Raw genomic sequence first — 18036 nt, forward strand, 5'->3', positions numbered from 1 at the left:
CTTTAGACTCTTAATAACTCAGAAATTCAGTAATTTTATATGCATGCATACTATTTTATTTAATATATTTACAATTCAAAAAATAAAAAGATATGAATTATACCGATAAAATGTTAAGAGACGATGCTTTAAAAGGCAAAGTAATAGTAGTTACAGGAGGCGGAAGTGGCTTAGGAAAAGCTATGACCAAATATTTCTTAGAATTAGGCGCTCAAGTAGCCATTACTTCCCGGGATTTAGAAAAACTAAAAAACACAGCAAAGGAGTTAGAAACCGAAACTGGAGGCACTTGTTTACCGCTACAATGTGACGTTCGTCATTATGAAGAAGTAGAAAACATGCTACAGGAAGTATTGAAAGCTTTCGGAAAAGTAGATGTTTTACTGAACAATGCAGCAGGTAATTTTATTTCACCAACAGAACGTTTATCAGCCAATGCCTTTGATACAGTAATCGACATTGTCCTAAAAGGAACTAAAAACTGCACCCTAGCCTTTGGAAAACATTGGATAGACACCAAACAAACTTCGGCAACAGTTCTAAATATTGTTACAACTTATGCATGGACAGGTTCGGCTTATGTTGTTCCGAGTGCCACTGCAAAAGCAGGAGTACTTGCCATGACAAGAAGTCTTGCAGTAGAATGGGCAAAATACGGTATTCGTACCAATGCAATCGCCCCTGGACCATTCCCTACCAAAGGAGCTTGGGACAGATTATTACCTGGCGATCTAGCCGAAAAATTTGATATGTCCAAAAAAGTACCACTAAAAAGAGTTGGTGATCATCAAGAGTTAGCTAATTTAGCCGCTTATTTAGTTTCAGACTTTTCTGCCTACGTAAATGGAGAGGTAATTGTTATTGATGGAGGCGAATGGCTTAAAGGTGCAGGGCAATTCAATTTACTTGAAGCCATACCAGAAGAACTTTGGGATCAGTTAGAAATGATGATAAAAGCAAAGAAAAGAAACTAACAATTTACGGCATTAATGATCCGTTTCAGCAAGTATTGTTAGTGTTAAAAAATAAAGTTTTGGCAATAAATACAAAAGAGAACTACTCATACAGTTCTCTTTTTTTGACTAAAATAGCAGCTAAAAAACAAAGAACAAACGGTATTACAACGATTAATTGAAGCATCTAAAAACTATTTGTTTTTGTTAACAAAATAGATTTTCTAAACCCATAAATAATTGTATTTTTACCGTTCAAAATTTAGAAAATAAATGGGCAAAATCATAGCGATTGCGAATCAGAAAGGTGGAGTTGGAAAGACTACTACTTCTATTAACCTAGCGGCTTCGTTAGGTGTTTTAGAAAAAAAAGTATTACTAATAGATGCTGATCCTCAGGCAAATGCCACATCAGGCTTAGGAATTGATGTAGAAACAGTTGAAATTGGCACCTATCAAATTCTAGAACACAGCCATACTCCAGTAGAGGCAAGTATAAAATGTTCTTCTCCAAATGTAGATGTAATTCCTGCACATATTGACCTTGTTGCCATCGAAATAGAGTTGGTTGATAAGGAAAATAGAGAGTATATGCTTAAAAAAGCATTAGAAAGTGTAAAAGATGAGTATGATTATATCATCATAGATTGTGCTCCATCCCTTGGATTATTAACTTTGAATGCCTTAACTGCGGCTGACTCTGTGGTTATTCCTATTCAATGTGAATATTTTGCACTAGAAGGACTTGGTAAATTATTGAATACTATAAAAAGTATCCAAAAAATTCATAATCCAGATTTGGATATCGAAGGTTTGTTATTAACAATGTTTGACTCTAGATTGCGTTTATCCAATCAAGTTGTAGAAGAGGTTCAAAAACATTTTAACGATATGGTTTTTGATACCGTGATTCAAAGAAATGTAAAATTGAGTGAAGCCCCAAGTTTTGGTGAAAGTATCATAAACTATGATGCCACAAGCAAAGGAGCGGTAAATTATATTCATTTAGCTCAAGAAATTATAAAGAAAAACAGTAAATAGTTCTATGTCAAAAGCAATAAAAAAACAAGCCTTAGGAAGGGGTTTATCTGCATTATTAAAAGATCCTGAAAACGATATTAAATCTGTAGATGATAAAAATGCTGATAAAGTTGTAGGGAATATTATAGAGCTTGAAATTGATGCTATAGAAATAAATCCGTTTCAACCCAGAAGTAATTTCAATGAAGAATCACTAAGAGAATTAGCAACTTCTATCAAGGAATTAGGTGTTATCCAACCTATTACTGTTCGTAAATTAGACTTTAATAAATACCAATTAATTTCTGGAGAGCGTCGTTTGCGTGCATCTACTTTGATTGGTTTGACATCAGTTCCTGCATATATTCGTATTGCAAACGATAATGAATCGCTTGTTATGGCTTTGGTAGAAAACATCCAACGTCATGATTTAGATCCGATAGAGATTGCACTTTCATACCAACGATTAATTGACGAAATTCAATTGACTCAAGAACAAATGAGTGAAAGAGTGGGTAAAAAACGTTCTACTATTACCAATTATTTAAGACTTTTAAAACTTGATCCAATAATCCAAACTGGAATTAGAGACGGTTTTATCAGCATGGGGCATGGTCGAGCCATCATTAACATTGATGATCACGATATACAAACTGACATTTATCAAAAAATAGTTAGTCAAAATCTTTCTGTTAGAGAAACTGAGACCTTGGTAAAAAACTACCATGAAAGTTTAAAACCAAAACCTGTTAGCTCAGCAAAACCGGCTTCATTTGTAATTGAAGACGAGCATAAAGACACGTTTAACAAATATTTCGGAACAAAAATTGATGTAAAAGTAGCAGGAAACGGAAAAGGAAAAATTACCATTCCATTTCATTCTGAAGAAGACTTCAATAGAATTATCAAATTAATAAAAGGGTAGTGAATAAAATCATTTCCATAGGCCTACTTCTTTTTCTTTTTGGAAACGCAGCCCTTTTTGCTCAAGCAAAAAAAGATGATGCCGTTCTAAAGACAAAAGACACTATTAAATCCGATGAATACAACCCTCTAACACCTGCAAAAGCTGCATTTTATTCAGCAATTCTACCAGGTTTAGGTCAAGCTTACAATAAAAAATACTGGAAAATTCCAATCGTATATGGTGCGATTGGAACCAGCGTTTATCTATACATTGACAACAAAAAACTCTACAATCAATACAGAGATGCTTACAAAAGCAGACTAGCAGGTAATCCTGACCCAACGTACGATTATCTCTCTGATCAACAGCTAATAAAAGCTCAGGATGTATACAAAAGAAATGCCTCATTATCTGCATTATGTGCACTAGGCTTTTATGTATTAAACATCATAGATGCTAATGTTGATGCTGCTTTGATACAATTTAATGTAAATCAAAATTTATCGTTACGACCAGAATTCAATACAGATTCTGTAACATTTAAATCAAATATGGGACTAACCCTAAACTATAGTTTTTAGAACAAAATACTATTCATCTATTTTTAGAAATCAAAAAACAAAACACAAATGAAAATTGCGCTTTTAGGATACGGAAAAATGGGAAAAGTAATCGAAAGAATTGCTTTAGAAAGAGGACATGAAATTGTTTTGAAGAAAGACGAATTCAATACTTATGACGGACTTTCTACTGCAGATGTCGCTATTGATTTCAGCGTACCTTCAGCTGCCGTTAGCAACATTTCCAATTGTTTCAATGCTAATGTACCTGTCGTTTCAGGAACAACAGGCTGGTTAGAACATTATGACGAAATGGTTACCCTTTGTAAATCTAAAAATGGTGGTTTTATTTCTAGTTCTAATTTTAGTTTAGGAGTAAATTTATTCTTTGAATTCAATGAATATTTAGCTAAGATCATGTCAAAATTCGACCACTACAAAGTAGATATGGAAGAAATACATCACGATCAAAAACTGGATGCACCAAGCGGAACAGCAATTTCATTAGCCAAAGGAGTTATTGAAAACAGTAGCTATACCCAATGGACATTAGACAATCCTAAACAAAATGAAATTCATATAGAAGCTATAAGAACTGGAACTGTTCCTGGAACCCATACGGTAACTTACAAGTCCGAAGTTGATTCTATCGAAATAAAACACACAGCCCATAACCGTGAAGGATTTGCTTTAGGAGCTGTAATTGCTGCCGAATGGTTAGCTGGAAAACATGGTGTTTTCACAATGAAAGACGTACTAAATGTAAATTCCAAATAAAAAATAGTTTTAAATTTCTAAAAGAAATCTAGAATCTAACTTCTAAAATATAATATTATGACTCTATCTCTTTGGTTTGTATTTTTCTTAGCTGTTCAAGTTATACATTTCTTAGGAACTTGGAAATTATACAAAACTGCCGGAAGAAAAGCTTGGGAAGCAGCAATCCCTGTTTACAATGCAATTGTTTTAATGAAAATAATTGGCAGACCAACTTGGTGGACTATTTTACTTTTTATTCCAATTATCAACCTTATTATGTTCCCGGTTATTTGGGTAGAGACTATTCGTAGTTTTGGCAAAAAAACATTTATAGATACACTACTTGTAATAGGAACATTCGGATTTTACATTTTTTATCTCAATTATACCCAAACTTTGGCTTATGAACCAGATAGAAATCTAAATCCTGAACATAAAGCTGCCGACACTGTTAGTTCTTTAATCTTTGCAGTAATTGTAGCTACAATTGTTCACACCTATTTTATTCAACCGTATACCATTCCAACTTCGTCATTAGAAAAATCATTATTGGTAGGAGACTTTTTGTTCGTAAGTAAAATGAATTATGGTGCAAGAGTTCCTATGACAACTGTTGCAATGCCAATGGTACACGATACGATACCTATGACAAAACAAAAATCGTATTTAAATTGGCCTCAATTGCCTTATTTTAGATTACCGGGTTTACAAACTATTAACCGTACTGATATAGTGGTTTTTAACTGGCCAGCTGATACCGTTTATAAATTCAGAGACCGATCTGGACTTCGCGTAAATAAACCAATAGACAAAAAATCAAATTATGTAAAACGTTGCGTTGGAGTTCCAGGTGATAGTTTATCTATAAAAGACGGTTTAGTTTATATTAACGGAAAAGAACTAGCTTTACCAGAGCGTGCAAAACCTCAGTTTTCTTATAATGTCGCTCTAGATGGTAAAACACCTATAGACTTTGAATACTTATTGAAAGATATGGACGTTACTGATGGAGCTGGATTCATCAATGAATCAAGAGACACCCTATTTGTAAGTGCTTTAACTGCAGCTGGAGCTGAAAGATTGAAACATGTTCCGGGAATTTCTTCTGTAAACAGAATTATTTCTAAAGATGTAGAAGATGGTATTTTCCCGCATATTCACAAGTGGAACCGCGATAATTTTGGCCCAATTTATATCCCTCAAAAAGGAAAAACAGTTGCTCTAACAACCGAAACTTTGCCTTTCTACAAAACAATCATTACTGATTATGAGAAAAAGGATTTAAAAGTAAATGGTAATGAAATCAGAATTGATGGTAAAGTTGCAACTACCTATACTTTCGATCAGAACTATTATTGGATGATGGGAGACAATCGTCACAACTCTGAAGACAGTCGCTACTGGGGCTATGTACCAGAAAACCATATCGTAGGAAAACCAATATTCATTTGGATGAGTTGGGATACCAATGGTAAAGGTCTAAATAAAATTCGTTGGGATAGGGTATTTACAACTGTTAGTGGTGAAGGACAACCACAATCGTACTTCAAACTGTTCTTGATTGCTCTTGCGATCTTTTTCGTTGGGGAATATTTTTGGAAAAAAAGAAAAGTGAAAAAAGCCTAAAAGTTACATACTTCAAAAAGTTAAGTTTTTTACAACTTAACTTTTTGAACTCCCTAACCTTAACAACAATGAATATCCTAATACACCCCTCCTATTTCCCATCTATCAGTCATTTTGCTGCTATGGCTCAATCTGACAGTATTACGTTTGAAATGGAGGATAATTTCCAGAAACAAACCAATCGTAACAGAACCTATATTTATAGTCCAAATGGGGTTCAGTTATTGAACATCCCTATAAAACATTCTCGTTCATCTCATCAGAAAACTAAGGATATTAAAATAGAATCGGAGTTTGATTGGCAAAAACAACATTTTAAATCGTTGGAAGCCGCTTATAGAAGTTCTCCTTTCTTTGAGTATTTCGAAGATGATATCTTACCTATTTTCCAAAAAAAGCATACTTTTTTGATGGATCTCAATTTTGAAGTTTTAGAGATAGTCTCAAAATGTTTAAGAATGAAAATAGAGTTTGGTACTACAACAGAATATTTTCATGAAATAGACAATAACCAAATTACAGATTTTCGATATCTGATAAACGGGAAAAAAGACCTTTCGGTTTTTGAAAACTACCCGCAAGTCTTTGACGATAAACATGGATTTATAAACAATCTAAGCGTCCTAGACCTATTATTTAATGAAGGTAAATTTGCAATGGATTATTTGAAAAGTCAAACACTTATTCGATAATGCATTTACTCTTTTAAAAGAAGAGCCTAATTAAAAAATAAACCATTACAGTAATTATAGATTCGCTTAGAATTAATTACTGTAATGGTTATTTTTTTGCTTGAGATCACTCAAAAACTACTTCATAGATAACTTAGCCATAATGGGGTAATGATCTGAATTTTGAAATTCAGGAAAGCTTTCAAATTGCTTAACTTCCATCGTTTCATCAGCAAAAATATAATCAATTCTGGCTGGGTAGTACTTGAATTTGTAAGTAGCTCCAAAACCTTTTCCTGCTTCTTCAAAACTATCTTTTAATTTCCCCTTTATATTTCGATACACATACGAAAAAGCACTATTATTCATATCACCACAAATGATAATAGGATATTTACAATCCTTTTCATGCTCCTTAAAAATTGCTGCTTGCTCTTGTTGTTGTTTAAACGCTTTGCTTATTCGAATAAAAAGCGACTTTGATTTTTGTTGATCAATAACATCTATATTCTCAGATATTTCATTTACATCCGGTGAAATCTTTATAGACTGCAAATGCATATTATATATCCGCACTATATCTTTCCCTTTTTTGATGTCTGCAAAAACAACATTATTATTAGAGTTTGGAAAAACAATATTCCCTTGATCAATAATAGGGAATTTAGAGAATATCGCCTGACCTGTCTTAATTTGTTTTCCTTCCATCAAAACATATTTGTATCGATATACTTTTAAATCTATATTAGCCGAATTAGAAAACTCCTGAATGCATAATATATCTGGATTTTTTTCATTTATAAAGGCTAAAATCACTTCCGGAACATCATCTCTATCCAACCACTTAAACACATTAAACAATCTTACGTTATAACTCATAATCGTAAAATCTTTATCGCTTTCTTGAAACTCTTTGGCTGAGAACTTATAAAATTTATTAAAAAAAGTAATCCCAATTAAGAGTACCAGCCCAGACAAAATCATACGTTTTTTAAATTGAATCGTCCAATACAAAAAGAACAATCCATTTGCTAAAAAAAACAAAGGCATAAACAATGTAAATACCGATAAAAGCGGAAATATTTTGGGTGCCAAAAAAGGGAGTAAATAAGCAATGAATGTTAGCACAATCAGCACTAAATTCAAGAGAAACATTCCTTTATTAAACCATGAAAGGTTCTTCATTTATAATAAATTTAAAACTAAATTACTGCAAAATAAACACTTACCAATTGAATTATCTGAATAAAAATACGTTATTTTCCAGCCTTAAACAAAAATTCTTTTTCCTCCTGATTCAGACTATCATATCCAGATTGGCTAATTTTATCCAAAATCTCGTCAATTTGCTGTTGCTTTTTATCTTTTATCACAATTTTTGAACTCGATTTTTCGACTGGCTTTTTATAATTCTTATGCACTTTCTTAAAAGGGGTTGATGGTCTTTTGAAACCATTCGCAAATAGATCGATAATAGCACTTACTATTTTGCTCAAATCAATTCCGTTTTGAAGCAATTTAATAAACATAAAACCAAAAAAAGCGCCCGCCAAATGTGAAATATGTCCACCTGAATTTTCTAATCGAAATTGCATTAAATCCAGAATAAGGATTACGGCTGTAATATGCCATAACTTTACATTCCCTATAAGTAATAATCTCAAATTCATCAAAGGACTATAGGTCGTAGCAGCTACCAAAATTGCCATTATTGCAGCCGAAGCACCAACTATAGCTCCGCTAAAATGCAGTATATAAAATCCTAAAACAAATATTAATCCTGCAAAAATTGCACTCAAAATATACAGCCCTAAATATTGTTTTGGGTTAAAAAAAGTTAAGAATACAGAGCTTGCAAAATTTAGCACCATCATGTTAAAAAACAAATGCAAAAATCCATCATGAAAGAAAGCATAGGACAGAAGTGTCCAAGGTCTTAAAAGGAATACAGCTGGTTCTGATGATAAAGCTATCCAATTGGGAAAATCAAAAGCACCATCTTTAAATTGATAGAAAAACACTAATGAGATTAGAAAACAACCTACATTCCAATAGATCATTCTTTGGGCAATTCCTCCTAATTTATATTGCAATTTTAAATCGTCTATGATATTCATTTAGATTTTAGATTTTAGATTAACAACTGAGCTCAGTCTCACAATATCTATTGTGGCAAAAACCAAATACTATTCTTAATTCCAACGATTATTATCAAACTGTGTTTTCTTCCAATACCACATCATCAAAAAGCCAACTAACGCCCCTCCGAGGTGGGCAAAATGGGCAATTCCGCTTGAACCTCCAAATAGAGAGCCTCCTGAAACACCTAAATACAAATCAATTAACAACAATACTGGCACAAAATACTTTGCTTTTACAGGTATTGGGATAAACATCAAAGCCAATTCTGCATTCGGGAACATGAAAGCAAAAGCAACCAACAAACCATAAATGGCTCCTGAGGCTCCTACAACATTCCCTAAATAAGCACTCATAAACGCTTGAAAATCTGAAGCTGTTAAAACTTCTTGCCATCTATTATCGTATTTTCCTTCACTTAAGATTTTTAATATTTCAGCTTTTTGGTATCCATTAGCAACTAAAGTGCTGATTCCGTTTTCAAAAAAATAATAATTTACTCCAGTATGCAATAACGCAGCTCCCAAACCGCAAGAAATATAGAAGAACACAAATTTTCTGCCTCCCCAAAAATGCTCTAATGCCGATCCAAAAGAATACAAAGCAAACATATTAAAAGCAATATGCATAATATTAGGCAATGGCGCATGCATAAACATATGCGTAAAAATTTGCCAAAAATGAAAATCGGGACTCTCGAAAAAATACATCGAAAGCAATTTATAAGCAGGCTCTCCAACGATCATAGAGCCAATATAAAACAGTATATTCATTATTAACAACTGCTTTACTGTAGGTGTGATATTCATCATAATGCAAATTTTTTATCTAAATCTTCCACACGCATGGTGATGAAAGTGGGTTTTTGAAATGGGGAAACATTAGGATCTTTGCAAGCAAAAAGACCATTAACTAAATTTTCTTGTTCTTTTTCAGTCAAATAAGCTCCAGTTTTGACTGCTAAACTTTTGGCCATTGACTTAGCTATAGTATCGTTTTGACTGAAACTATTTTCCGGGATTCCGTTATGCAAATCACTCAATAATTGGTCTAAAACAACTGCTACTTCGCTCTCGGTAATATTTACTGGAATACCAGAAATTACAACATGATCTGTATTAGACTCTTCAAAAACAAATCCCGTATTGATTAAAGATTGCTGTAGCTCCGCAATAAGTTCCATTTCTCTTTCTGAATAAAACAAATTGATTGGAAACAATAATTGCTGACTCGAAGCGTGTTGCACAGTCATATTTACAAGAAATTGTTCATACAAAATACGCTGATGTGCTCTATTTTGATCGACAATTACCATCCCAGATTTTATGGGAGAAACAATATATTTTTTATGAATCTGGTAAGTTTTATGAACCGCTTGTTCTACTTCATGATCATTAAACAAAGACGAAGTAACCTCTTCGTTTTCGAAAGCGAATTCATTATTTTCAAAAGTATAGTCATTATTGCTTGAAGCAAATTCAGTACCTCCGGAAACAATACCAGTATCGTGCTTTACATCAACATACAAACTCTCCCAACTGGCAGTAGGTTCGACTCTTTTATAAGTTGAAAAAGATTTATTAGGCTTATCCTCTGCAAAAGGATTAAAATTAGTATCGATTTGAATAGTTGGAGCCTCACCTTCCATATTTTTATAATGATAAGGCGTATCTAAATTAGCATCTCGTTCAAAATCCAGAACGGGAGCTACATTAAACTGACCTAAACTATGTTTTATCGATGCTCTTAAAATAGCATACATCGCACTTTCGTTATCAAACTTAATTTCAGTTTTCGTAGGATGTATATTGATATCAATAGTATTTGGAGGCACAGTCAAATACAAGTAATAGCTGGGTTGTGCACCATCTTTCAGGATTCCTTCATAAGCAGCCATAACAGCATGGTGCAAATACGGGCTTTTTATAAATCTATCATTGACAAAGAAAAACTGCTCTCCCCTACTTTTTTTAGCAAATTCCGGTTTACTAACAAACCCTTGAATATGCATCATTTCTGTATCTTCAACAACTGGAACCAGCTTTTCATTGGTCTTTCCACCAAAAAAATTAACAACACGCTGTCTTAAAGTCGATGGTGGCAAATTGTACATATCATTACCATTGTGGTAAAACGTAAAATGAATTTTAGGGTGTGCCAAAGCAACACGCTGAAACTCATCAATTACGTGACGATATTCCACGGTGTCCGATTTTAAGAAATTACGGCGCGCAGGGATGTTGAAAAATAAATTCTTGACAGCAAATGAAGTACCTTTTGGTAAAACAGCCACGTCTTGAGATACAAACTTACTACCTTCTATAATGATGTGGGTCCCTAATTCCTCCTGCTCCAATTTGGTTTTCATTTCCATATGGGCAATCGCAGCAATAGAAGCCAAAGCTTCACCACGAAAACCTTTAGTATGTAATGAAAATAAATCTTCGGCTTGACGAATCTTGGATGTTGCATGACGTTCAAAACACAAGCGTGCATCGGTTACGTTCATTCCAGAACCATTGTCAATTACTTGAATCAATGATTTTCCTGCATCTTTTATGATTAATTTAATATCGGTCGCTTTCGCGTCAACAGCATTTTCTAACAGTTCTTTTACCACAGAAGCAGGTCTTTGAACCACCTCTCCAGCGGCAATTTGATTGGCAACATGATCAGGAAGCAATTGAATTATACTCGACATTAAATAACTTATTTTTAATTTATGGGGACTTTTTTTAAAAAACCAAAGGAGGACAAATTTAATGAATTTCCATTGGGTTTTACCTCTTTGAGAGTCATAAAAAAAATCAAATTTACACCTACAGCTAATCCTTTTAAAACCAACAACAAAAAGATCTATGAACATTTATTTAGACACAAAAACTTCTATTTTCTAAATTAAAACGTTCAGCATCAAATATAACAATTAAGAAGATTCTGTAAAATCCCGTGAATCACAAAAAAAGCATAAAAAAAGCCTATTCCATTCAGCGAATGGCATAGGCTTTTTTAGCTATTAGTTACTAGTGTTTAGTTATTACTAATCACTAAATTTGATTATTCCTCTATTTGTAAAGGTAAATTTTCAATTCGCAAAGCACCCGGAGACAACAAATGTTGATTGTCTATTTGGTGGGTCAAAGAAGCTTGTTGACGAATATAAGCCATTTTTATGGCCGCAATAGCAGCTTCAGTTCCTTTGTTTCCGTGAATACCTCCACTTCTATCAATAGATTGCTGCATCGTATTGTCAGTCAATACACAGAAAATAACAGGAATATCCGTTTGAACATTCAAGTCTTTAATCCCTTGAGTAACTCCCTCACACACAAAATCAAAATGTTTGGTTTGTCCTTGAATCACACAACCAATTGCAATTACTGCATCTACATTTTGGGTTTGCAACATTTTTTTAGAGCCATAAATCAGTTCAAAACTCCCTGGTACATTCCAGCGAATAATATGATGAGACGGCACTTGATTTTCCAACAAAGCCGTAAGAGCTCCATTATAAAGTCCTTCGGTGATAGTATCGTTCCATTCTGAAACAACAATCCCAAAGCGAAAGTCTTTCGCGTTTGGGATTGTGTTTTTATCGTAATCAGATAAATTTTTATTTACGGTAGCCATTTTATTTTAGAATTTAGATTTTAGAATTCAGATTTCAGATAATAAAGATAAAACTTTGAAATCATAAACCAACAATCCTAAATCATTTTTTACTCTTGTGACAAACCAATCAAACCATCAACTACAGCACCTTCTGGAGTGTTTTCGTAATTTTCTTTAATATCTGTAAAATATTTCAACGCATCTGCCTTATTTCCTAAAGCCAATGCTACTTTTCCAGCTTTCATCAAGAAACGTGGAGTTGTAAAATCATTTTTACTAGTTTCAACAGCTTTCAAATAGTAATCTAAAGCTTCTTTTGGTTGATTTTTTTGAGAATAAGCATCTCCAATAGCACCTTTTGCCAAAGCACCTAAAATAACATCCTCTGAAGTGAATTTACCTAAAAAAGTAATTGCTTCATCGTATTTACCAGTATTCAAATAAGCAATTCCTGCATAGTAATTAGCTAAATTACCTGCTGCTGTACCAGAATATTCATCGGCAATTTTTACAAATCCAAATTTACCTTCAGAACCATTCAATGACAATTTATATAATGAATCACTAGCTACACCATTAGTTGCTTTTTCAAAATTAGATTGCGCCACAAACATTTCACTCGCTGCATCTTCTTCTTTAGGGTTTACTACAAATTTTTGATAAGCAAAATACCCAACAGTTACCAATGTAATAGCACCAACAACTCCAAAAATAATTTTTTGATTTTTAGCAACCCAGTCTTCTGTTTTAGAAGCTGTTTCGTCTAATTTAGAAAAAACCTCAGCAGTAGTACTGTCTTTCTCATCAATAATTACATTCTCAACTGCATCGTCTTTTACTTCTTTTTCTTTTGGTGTCTTATATCCTCTTTTACTGTAAGTAGCCATTTAAAATTTAATTTAGTGAACGGCAAAAATAAAATTTTTATTCAAATGCACGTAAAAAAAATTGATTTTATATTAAAATTTGAAAAAAAATATTTTTATAGCGATTTAACCCATGAAAACAATACCGAATATTCTAATAATCAGGGCGTGCCACCAGCTAGAAAACAGGGCTATTCACTTTGTGATCAGGGCCCTTTTTCCTAGCTGCTGTCGGGCCATCCGCGCTACTTCGGTAGCTTGCTTCTGTCCCTCACGCAGACTCCTGTTTACAATAAAAAAGGAAAATACAAATTAGCATCCTTTATATCAATATTTTTCAATAATTTGCGTCCGACTATGCAAATTATAATCTATTAATTAAATTAACTATTTAGATGTTTATGTCAAAAAAAACAAAAATTATATTCGCTTTTTTAATAATGATGTTGGCGGTCAATACGTATGGTCAATCTAATAATTTCATAGTTACATTAGATGCCGGACATGGTGGTAAAGATGATGGAGCTAAGTATTTCGATAATAAAGAAAAAGATTTAACCTTGGCAGTTACCTTGAAAGTAGGCAAGATATTAGAACAAAATTATGGTATTAGCTTGATATATACCCGAAAAACCGATGAGTTTATTGAGCTTCGAGAAAGAGCAAAAATTTCCAATCGAGCGAGTGCCAATTTATTTGTTTCCATTCATTGTAATGCAAATAAAAGCGCAACAGGAAACGGAAGCGAGACTTATGTAATGGGTATGTCGAGAGCTAACATGAATTTAGAAGTTTCCAAAGCAGAAAACTCAGTAATCTTTTTAGAAGATAATTACCAGAAAACATATAAAGGTTTTGATCCAAACAAACCAGAAACGTTAATAGGATTGCAAATCTTACAGGAAAGTAATTTAACGAGCAGTATTGATCTAGCAAATAAAATACAGAATAATTTCTCAAATTCTATAGCTATAAAATCCAGAGGAATTAAACAAGAACCGCTCTGGGTTTTAGACGCAACTACAATGCCTGGAGTTTTAATCGAGATAGGTTTTATTTCTAACAAAAACGATGTAAGTATACTAGAATCAGAAGATGGACAAAATAGTATTGCAACAGCCATTGCCAACGCTATCATAAGTTATAAAAATGAAAACTTTTGAAATAGCTGAGCAGAAACTCTTAAAGGAAACCTTAACAAATTGGCCTCCTTTATATCAATATTTTTCAATAATTTGCACCCTCTTTAAAACAGTCCAGAAAAAGACTTTAAAGTCAACAATTCCAGCAAGATCTCCAGATGTATCTAAAAAAAATATCGTTATTCAATTACAAAAACTTTTCTGAAGCCAATTTCGAATTTGACAGCAAAATCAATTGTTTTGTGGGCAAAAACGGCATCGGAAAAACCAATGTATTGGATGCCATCTATCATTTGTCCTACGGAAAAAGTTATTTCAATCCGCTTGCTGTACAAAACATCAAACATGGTGAAGAATTTTTCGTGATTGATGCCGAATTTGAAAAGAACGAAAGAACCGAACAAATTGTTTGCAGCCTCAAAAAAGGTCAAAAAAAAATACTGAAACGCAACGGAAAAGCCTACGATAAATTTTCGGATCACATAGGATTCATACCCTTGGTTATCATATCACCTGCCGACAGAGACTTAATTGTAGAAGGAAGTGAGACCCGCAGAAAGTTTATGGACAGCGTGATTTCGCAATTAGACCCACATTATTTACAACAACTCATTCATTACCAAAAAGTAATGAATCAGCGCAATGCATTATTAAAGTATTTTGCCCTAAACCACACTTATGACAATGATACCTTATCTATATATAATGAGCAACTAACTGAATTTGGACAATCTATTTTCGAAAAAAGAAAAACTTTCATTGCCGAGTTCATTCCTATTTTCAACTTTCATCATCATAATATAACTGGCTCACAAGAATCTGTCCAGATGATTTATGAAAGCCATTTATTCGAAAATGACCTACTCACCTTATTACAACAAAATATCAACAAGGACAGAATCCTGCAATACACCAGCGTGGGTATTCATAAAGATGACCTTTCTTTTGAAATAGACAATTATCCAATCAAGAAGTTTGGCTCACAAGGTCAGCAAAAATCATTTTTAATCGCCTTAAAACTAGCACAGTTCGAATTCCTAAAAAAACAAAGTGGCGTAAAACCCATCCTGCTTTTTGACGATATATTCGATAAATTAGACGAAAGTCGGGTATCCAAAATTATAGAGATGGTGAACAACGACATCTTTGGACAACTTTTTATATCAGATACCCATCCCGAACGTACCGAAACAATAGTAAAATCGACACACCAAACTTATACCATTTTCAATTTGTAGCTTTAATTTAAGATTCCTTAAAGATTCAAAAAAGTAAAAATTGCTTATTTTTACACCAACTCTAAATCATTTATACATTAATGAAAACAAATCACCTATATCTGTTCATTATATCTTTTATTCTGTTTTCCTGCACCGGACAAACGAACCCTGCAGTTAAAACTGTTGATGTCAAAACGTATTCAGAAAAAATAAAAGCAACTCCAAATGCCCAAATCCTAGATGTTCGTACGCCAGAGGAATATGCAACAGGACATATCGAAAACTCTGACAATGTAAACTGGCTTAGCGATAGTTTTATTTTAAGAACAGACAAGTACGACAAAACAAAACCTGTCTTTGTATATTGCAAAAGTGGCGGAAGAAGTATTAAAGCTGCCAATAAATTAGCCGAATTAGGTTTTACCACCATTTACAATCTTGATGGCGGAATTCTAAAATGGGAAGCCGCAGGACTATCAAAACCCGATGATAAAATCATAGGTGTTTGTAGTCAGGAATATGCTGAATTATTGAATACAGATAAAGAAGTATTGATTAATTTTTACGCCCCTTGGTGTGCGCCCTGCAAAAAAATGGAACCTTATATCCTAAAAATGCAAAAAGAAATGAGTGATAAAGTAGTTATCATCCGATTGAACGCTGATGAAAACAAAACTATCATGCAGGATTTAAAAATCAGCGAACTCCCTACTCTATTATTGTATAAAAACAAAACAATAAAATGGCAGAATTCAGGATTTATTAGTGAAGAAGATTTAAAAAAACAATTATTATAATCTGCCCATGCTAACAAAAGACACCTTACAATTCCTGGAAGATTTAAAAGCCAATAACAATCGTGATTGGTTTCTTGAAAACAAAAAACGCTACGAAGCCGTAAAGAAAGACTATCACCAATTGATAGCTGCTTTACTTGATGCCATGAAGCCACTTGATCCATCACTAGAAATGCTGGAAGTCAAGAACTGCGCCTTTAGAATCAATAGAGATGTTCGATTTTCTAAAGACAAGTCACCTTATAAAACCAATTTAGGGATCTGGATATCTCCTGGTGCCAAAAACGCCGAAGCTTCTGGCTATTATCTTCATATAGAAAATGGAAAATGTTTTGTTGGAGGCGGATTATATTCTCCAGAACCCAACCAACTAAAAAAAATCAGAAAAGAAATTCATTTTTTCTATGATGATTTAGTAGAGATCATAAATGACAAAACATTTCAGTCTACTTATCAGAATTTAAATAGAGACGAAAATATGACTTTAAAAAATCCTCCAAAAGGATATGATAAAGAAGACCCAGCCATTGAATACTTAAAATTAAAGAGCTATACCGCTACTCAAAATTTTGACACAAAACTGGCCACCCAAAAAGACTTTGTACCTATTATGGTAGAAAAAATGATCGCATTAAAACCTTTGAATAATTTTATTAATAGAGCTTTAGATTCAGAATAGCTTTAAAAACCAACCCCTACTTAATCCAATTCTTTATGGAGATTTTAAATAATTTTTCTTTAAAAAACTATAATACATTTGGCATTGAAGCCAAAGCCCAACAGTTTGTCGCCGTTCACAGTGTATCCGAATTGAAAAACATTTTGGAACAAAACAAATCAAATAAAAAATTTATTCTTGGCGGTGGAAGCAACATGCTTCTAACAAAAGATATTGAAGCTTTGGTAGTCCATATCGATTTAAAAGGAAAAAAAATTCTAAAAGAAGACACCGATTTTGTTTGGGTTGAAGGACAAGCTGGAGAAAACTGGCACGAATTTGTACTGTGGGCCATTGATCAAAATTTTGGAGGATTAGAAAACATGTCTCTTATCCCAGGAAATGTAGGTACCACTCCTGTACAAAATATTGGAGCTTACGGTGTTGAAATGAAAGACACTTTTGTTTCTTGTGATGCCATAAATATCGAAAATCAAGAAACAAAAACATTCACAAAAGAGGAATGTAATTTTGGATACCGAGAAAGTATTTTCAAAAACGAAGTAAAAAATCAATACGTTATAACTTCAGTTATTTTTAAACTTACAAAGCACAACCATAAAATCAATACTTCATACGGAGATATTACTGCTGAGTTAGCAAAAAACAACATTGCAACTCCCGGTTTAAAAGACGTTAGCAATGCCGTAATTGCCATTCGAAAAAGCAAATTACCTGATCCTGCTGAATTAGGAAACAGTGGTAGTTTTTTTAAAAACCCAATACTTTTAAAAACTGATTTCGAGAAAATTCATCAAAAATTCCCAGAAATGAGATTCTTTGATATTTCAGAAGCCGAAGTCAAAGTCCCAGCTGGTTGGTTAATTGAACAAGCAGGTCTAAAAGGAAAACGTTTTGGAGATGCCGGAATTCATAAAAATCAAGCGCTTGTACTCGTAAATTACGGAAATGCTACTGGACAGGAAATTTTGAATGTTTCTAAAAAAGTTCAAGATACCGTTTTTGAAACCTTTGGCATTCATATTGAAGCTGAAGTAAACATAATATAGATAGCAGGTTTTACAATTCAAATTCCGGATTACGAA

The 18036-nt window shown here is 33.3% G+C and carries 18 protein-coding genes; 12 read left to right on the forward strand and 6 right to left on the reverse strand.

The window, feature by feature from the left end:
* The first annotated feature begins 92 nt into the window (after nt 1-92).
* The 7 genes from OZP08_RS18960 to OZP08_RS18990 all read left to right on the forward strand — a co-directional run bounded on the left by OZP08_RS18960 (nt 93) and on the right by OZP08_RS18990 (nt 6517).
* A complete protein-coding gene (locus OZP08_RS18960; protein WP_268847615.1) occupies nt 93-974 on the forward strand; it encodes an SDR family oxidoreductase in 882 nt (293 codons plus the stop codon).
* A 252-nt stretch (nt 975-1226) separates the two neighbouring features.
* Nucleotides 1227-1994 carry a ParA family protein gene (locus tag OZP08_RS18965; protein WP_281322600.1) on the forward strand — a complete coding sequence of 256 codons (768 nt, stop codon included), beginning with the start codon at nt 1227-1229 and terminating at the stop codon, nt 1992-1994.
* Between the two features lie 4 nt (nt 1995-1998).
* On the forward strand, nt 1999-2898 hold the full coding sequence (locus tag OZP08_RS18970; protein WP_268847616.1) for a ParB/RepB/Spo0J family partition protein: 900 nt from the start codon (nt 1999-2001) through the stop codon (nt 2896-2898).
* Nucleotides 2898-3461: a DUF5683 domain-containing protein gene (locus OZP08_RS18975; RefSeq protein WP_281322601.1), complete on the forward strand. Its 564-nt coding sequence runs from the start codon at nt 2898-2900 to the stop codon at nt 3459-3461. The genes OZP08_RS18970 and OZP08_RS18975 overlap by 1 nt, the downstream gene beginning before the upstream one ends.
* A 48-nt stretch (nt 3462-3509) precedes the next feature.
* Complete coding sequence (gene dapB, locus OZP08_RS18980) at nt 3510-4217, forward strand: 4-hydroxy-tetrahydrodipicolinate reductase (RefSeq protein WP_268847617.1); 708 nt, start codon at nt 3510-3512, stop codon at nt 4215-4217.
* 57 nt (nt 4218-4274) lie between these two features.
* Nucleotides 4275-5825 (forward strand): signal peptidase I, encoded by a 1551-nt coding sequence (gene lepB, locus OZP08_RS18985; protein WP_268847618.1) that lies wholly within the window; start codon nt 4275-4277, stop codon nt 5823-5825.
* A 68-nt stretch (nt 5826-5893) separates the two neighbouring features.
* Nucleotides 5894-6517, forward strand: a complete 624-nt coding sequence (locus OZP08_RS18990; protein WP_281322602.1) for a WbqC family protein — start codon at nt 5894-5896, stop codon at nt 6515-6517.
* 117 nt (nt 6518-6634) lie between these two features.
* Here the strand turns inward: OZP08_RS18990 and OZP08_RS18995 are convergent, their stop codons facing one another.
* The 6 genes from OZP08_RS18995 to OZP08_RS19020 all read right to left on the reverse strand — a co-directional run bounded on the left by OZP08_RS18995 (nt 6635) and on the right by OZP08_RS19020 (nt 13134).
* Nucleotides 6635-7681 (reverse strand): endonuclease/exonuclease/phosphatase family protein, encoded by a 1047-nt coding sequence (locus tag OZP08_RS18995; protein ID WP_281322603.1) that lies wholly within the window; start codon nt 7679-7681, stop codon nt 6635-6637.
* Nucleotides 7682-7752: 71 nt separating this feature from the next.
* On the reverse strand, nt 7753-8613 hold the full coding sequence (locus OZP08_RS19000; RefSeq protein WP_281322604.1) for a rhomboid family intramembrane serine protease: 861 nt from the start codon (nt 8611-8613) through the stop codon (nt 7753-7755).
* 75 nt (nt 8614-8688) lie between these two features.
* Nucleotides 8689-9447: a rhomboid family intramembrane serine protease gene (locus OZP08_RS19005; protein ID WP_268847621.1), complete on the reverse strand. Its 759-nt coding sequence runs from the start codon at nt 9445-9447 to the stop codon at nt 8689-8691.
* Entirely contained in the window at nt 9444-11336 is a 1893-nt protein-coding gene (gene mutL / locus OZP08_RS19010) for a DNA mismatch repair endonuclease MutL (RefSeq protein ID WP_281322605.1), read from the reverse strand. Before mutL ends, OZP08_RS19005 begins: the two co-directional genes overlap by 4 nt.
* Before the next feature lie 356 nt (nt 11337-11692).
* Nucleotides 11693-12265 (reverse strand): 6,7-dimethyl-8-ribityllumazine synthase, encoded by a 573-nt coding sequence (gene ribH / locus OZP08_RS19015; RefSeq protein WP_281322606.1) that lies wholly within the window; start codon nt 12263-12265, stop codon nt 11693-11695.
* 89 nt (nt 12266-12354) lie between these two features.
* Nucleotides 12355-13134, reverse strand: coding sequence for a tetratricopeptide repeat protein (locus OZP08_RS19020; protein WP_268847622.1), 780 nt, complete (start codon nt 13132-13134; stop codon nt 12355-12357).
* Nucleotides 13135-13514: 380 nt separating this feature from the next.
* Here OZP08_RS19020 and OZP08_RS19025 point away from each other — a divergent pair, with 380 nt between their 5' ends.
* From OZP08_RS19025 to murB, 5 genes are all read left to right on the forward strand, one after another.
* Complete coding sequence (locus tag OZP08_RS19025) at nt 13515-14276, forward strand: N-acetylmuramoyl-L-alanine amidase family protein (protein ID WP_268847623.1); 762 nt, start codon at nt 13515-13517, stop codon at nt 14274-14276.
* 137 nt (nt 14277-14413) lie between these two features.
* Nucleotides 14414-15493, forward strand: coding sequence for a DNA replication/repair protein RecF (recF, locus tag OZP08_RS19030; protein ID WP_281322607.1), 1080 nt, complete (start codon nt 14414-14416; stop codon nt 15491-15493).
* 80 nt (nt 15494-15573) lie between these two features.
* Nucleotides 15574-16272: a thioredoxin domain-containing protein gene (locus OZP08_RS19035; RefSeq protein ID WP_268847624.1), complete on the forward strand. Its 699-nt coding sequence runs from the start codon at nt 15574-15576 to the stop codon at nt 16270-16272.
* Between the two features lie 7 nt (nt 16273-16279).
* Complete coding sequence (locus OZP08_RS19040) at nt 16280-16951, forward strand: DUF2461 domain-containing protein (RefSeq protein ID WP_281322608.1); 672 nt, start codon at nt 16280-16282, stop codon at nt 16949-16951.
* A gap of 35 nt (nt 16952-16986) precedes the next feature.
* Nucleotides 16987-18000 (forward strand): UDP-N-acetylmuramate dehydrogenase, encoded by a 1014-nt coding sequence (murB, locus tag OZP08_RS19045; protein ID WP_281322609.1) that lies wholly within the window; start codon nt 16987-16989, stop codon nt 17998-18000.
* Nucleotides 18001-18036 lie beyond the last annotated feature (36 nt).

Source organism: Flavobacterium aestivum (assembly GCF_026870175.2).
Classification (GTDB): domain Bacteria; phylum Bacteroidota; class Bacteroidia; order Flavobacteriales; family Flavobacteriaceae; genus Flavobacterium; species Flavobacterium aestivum.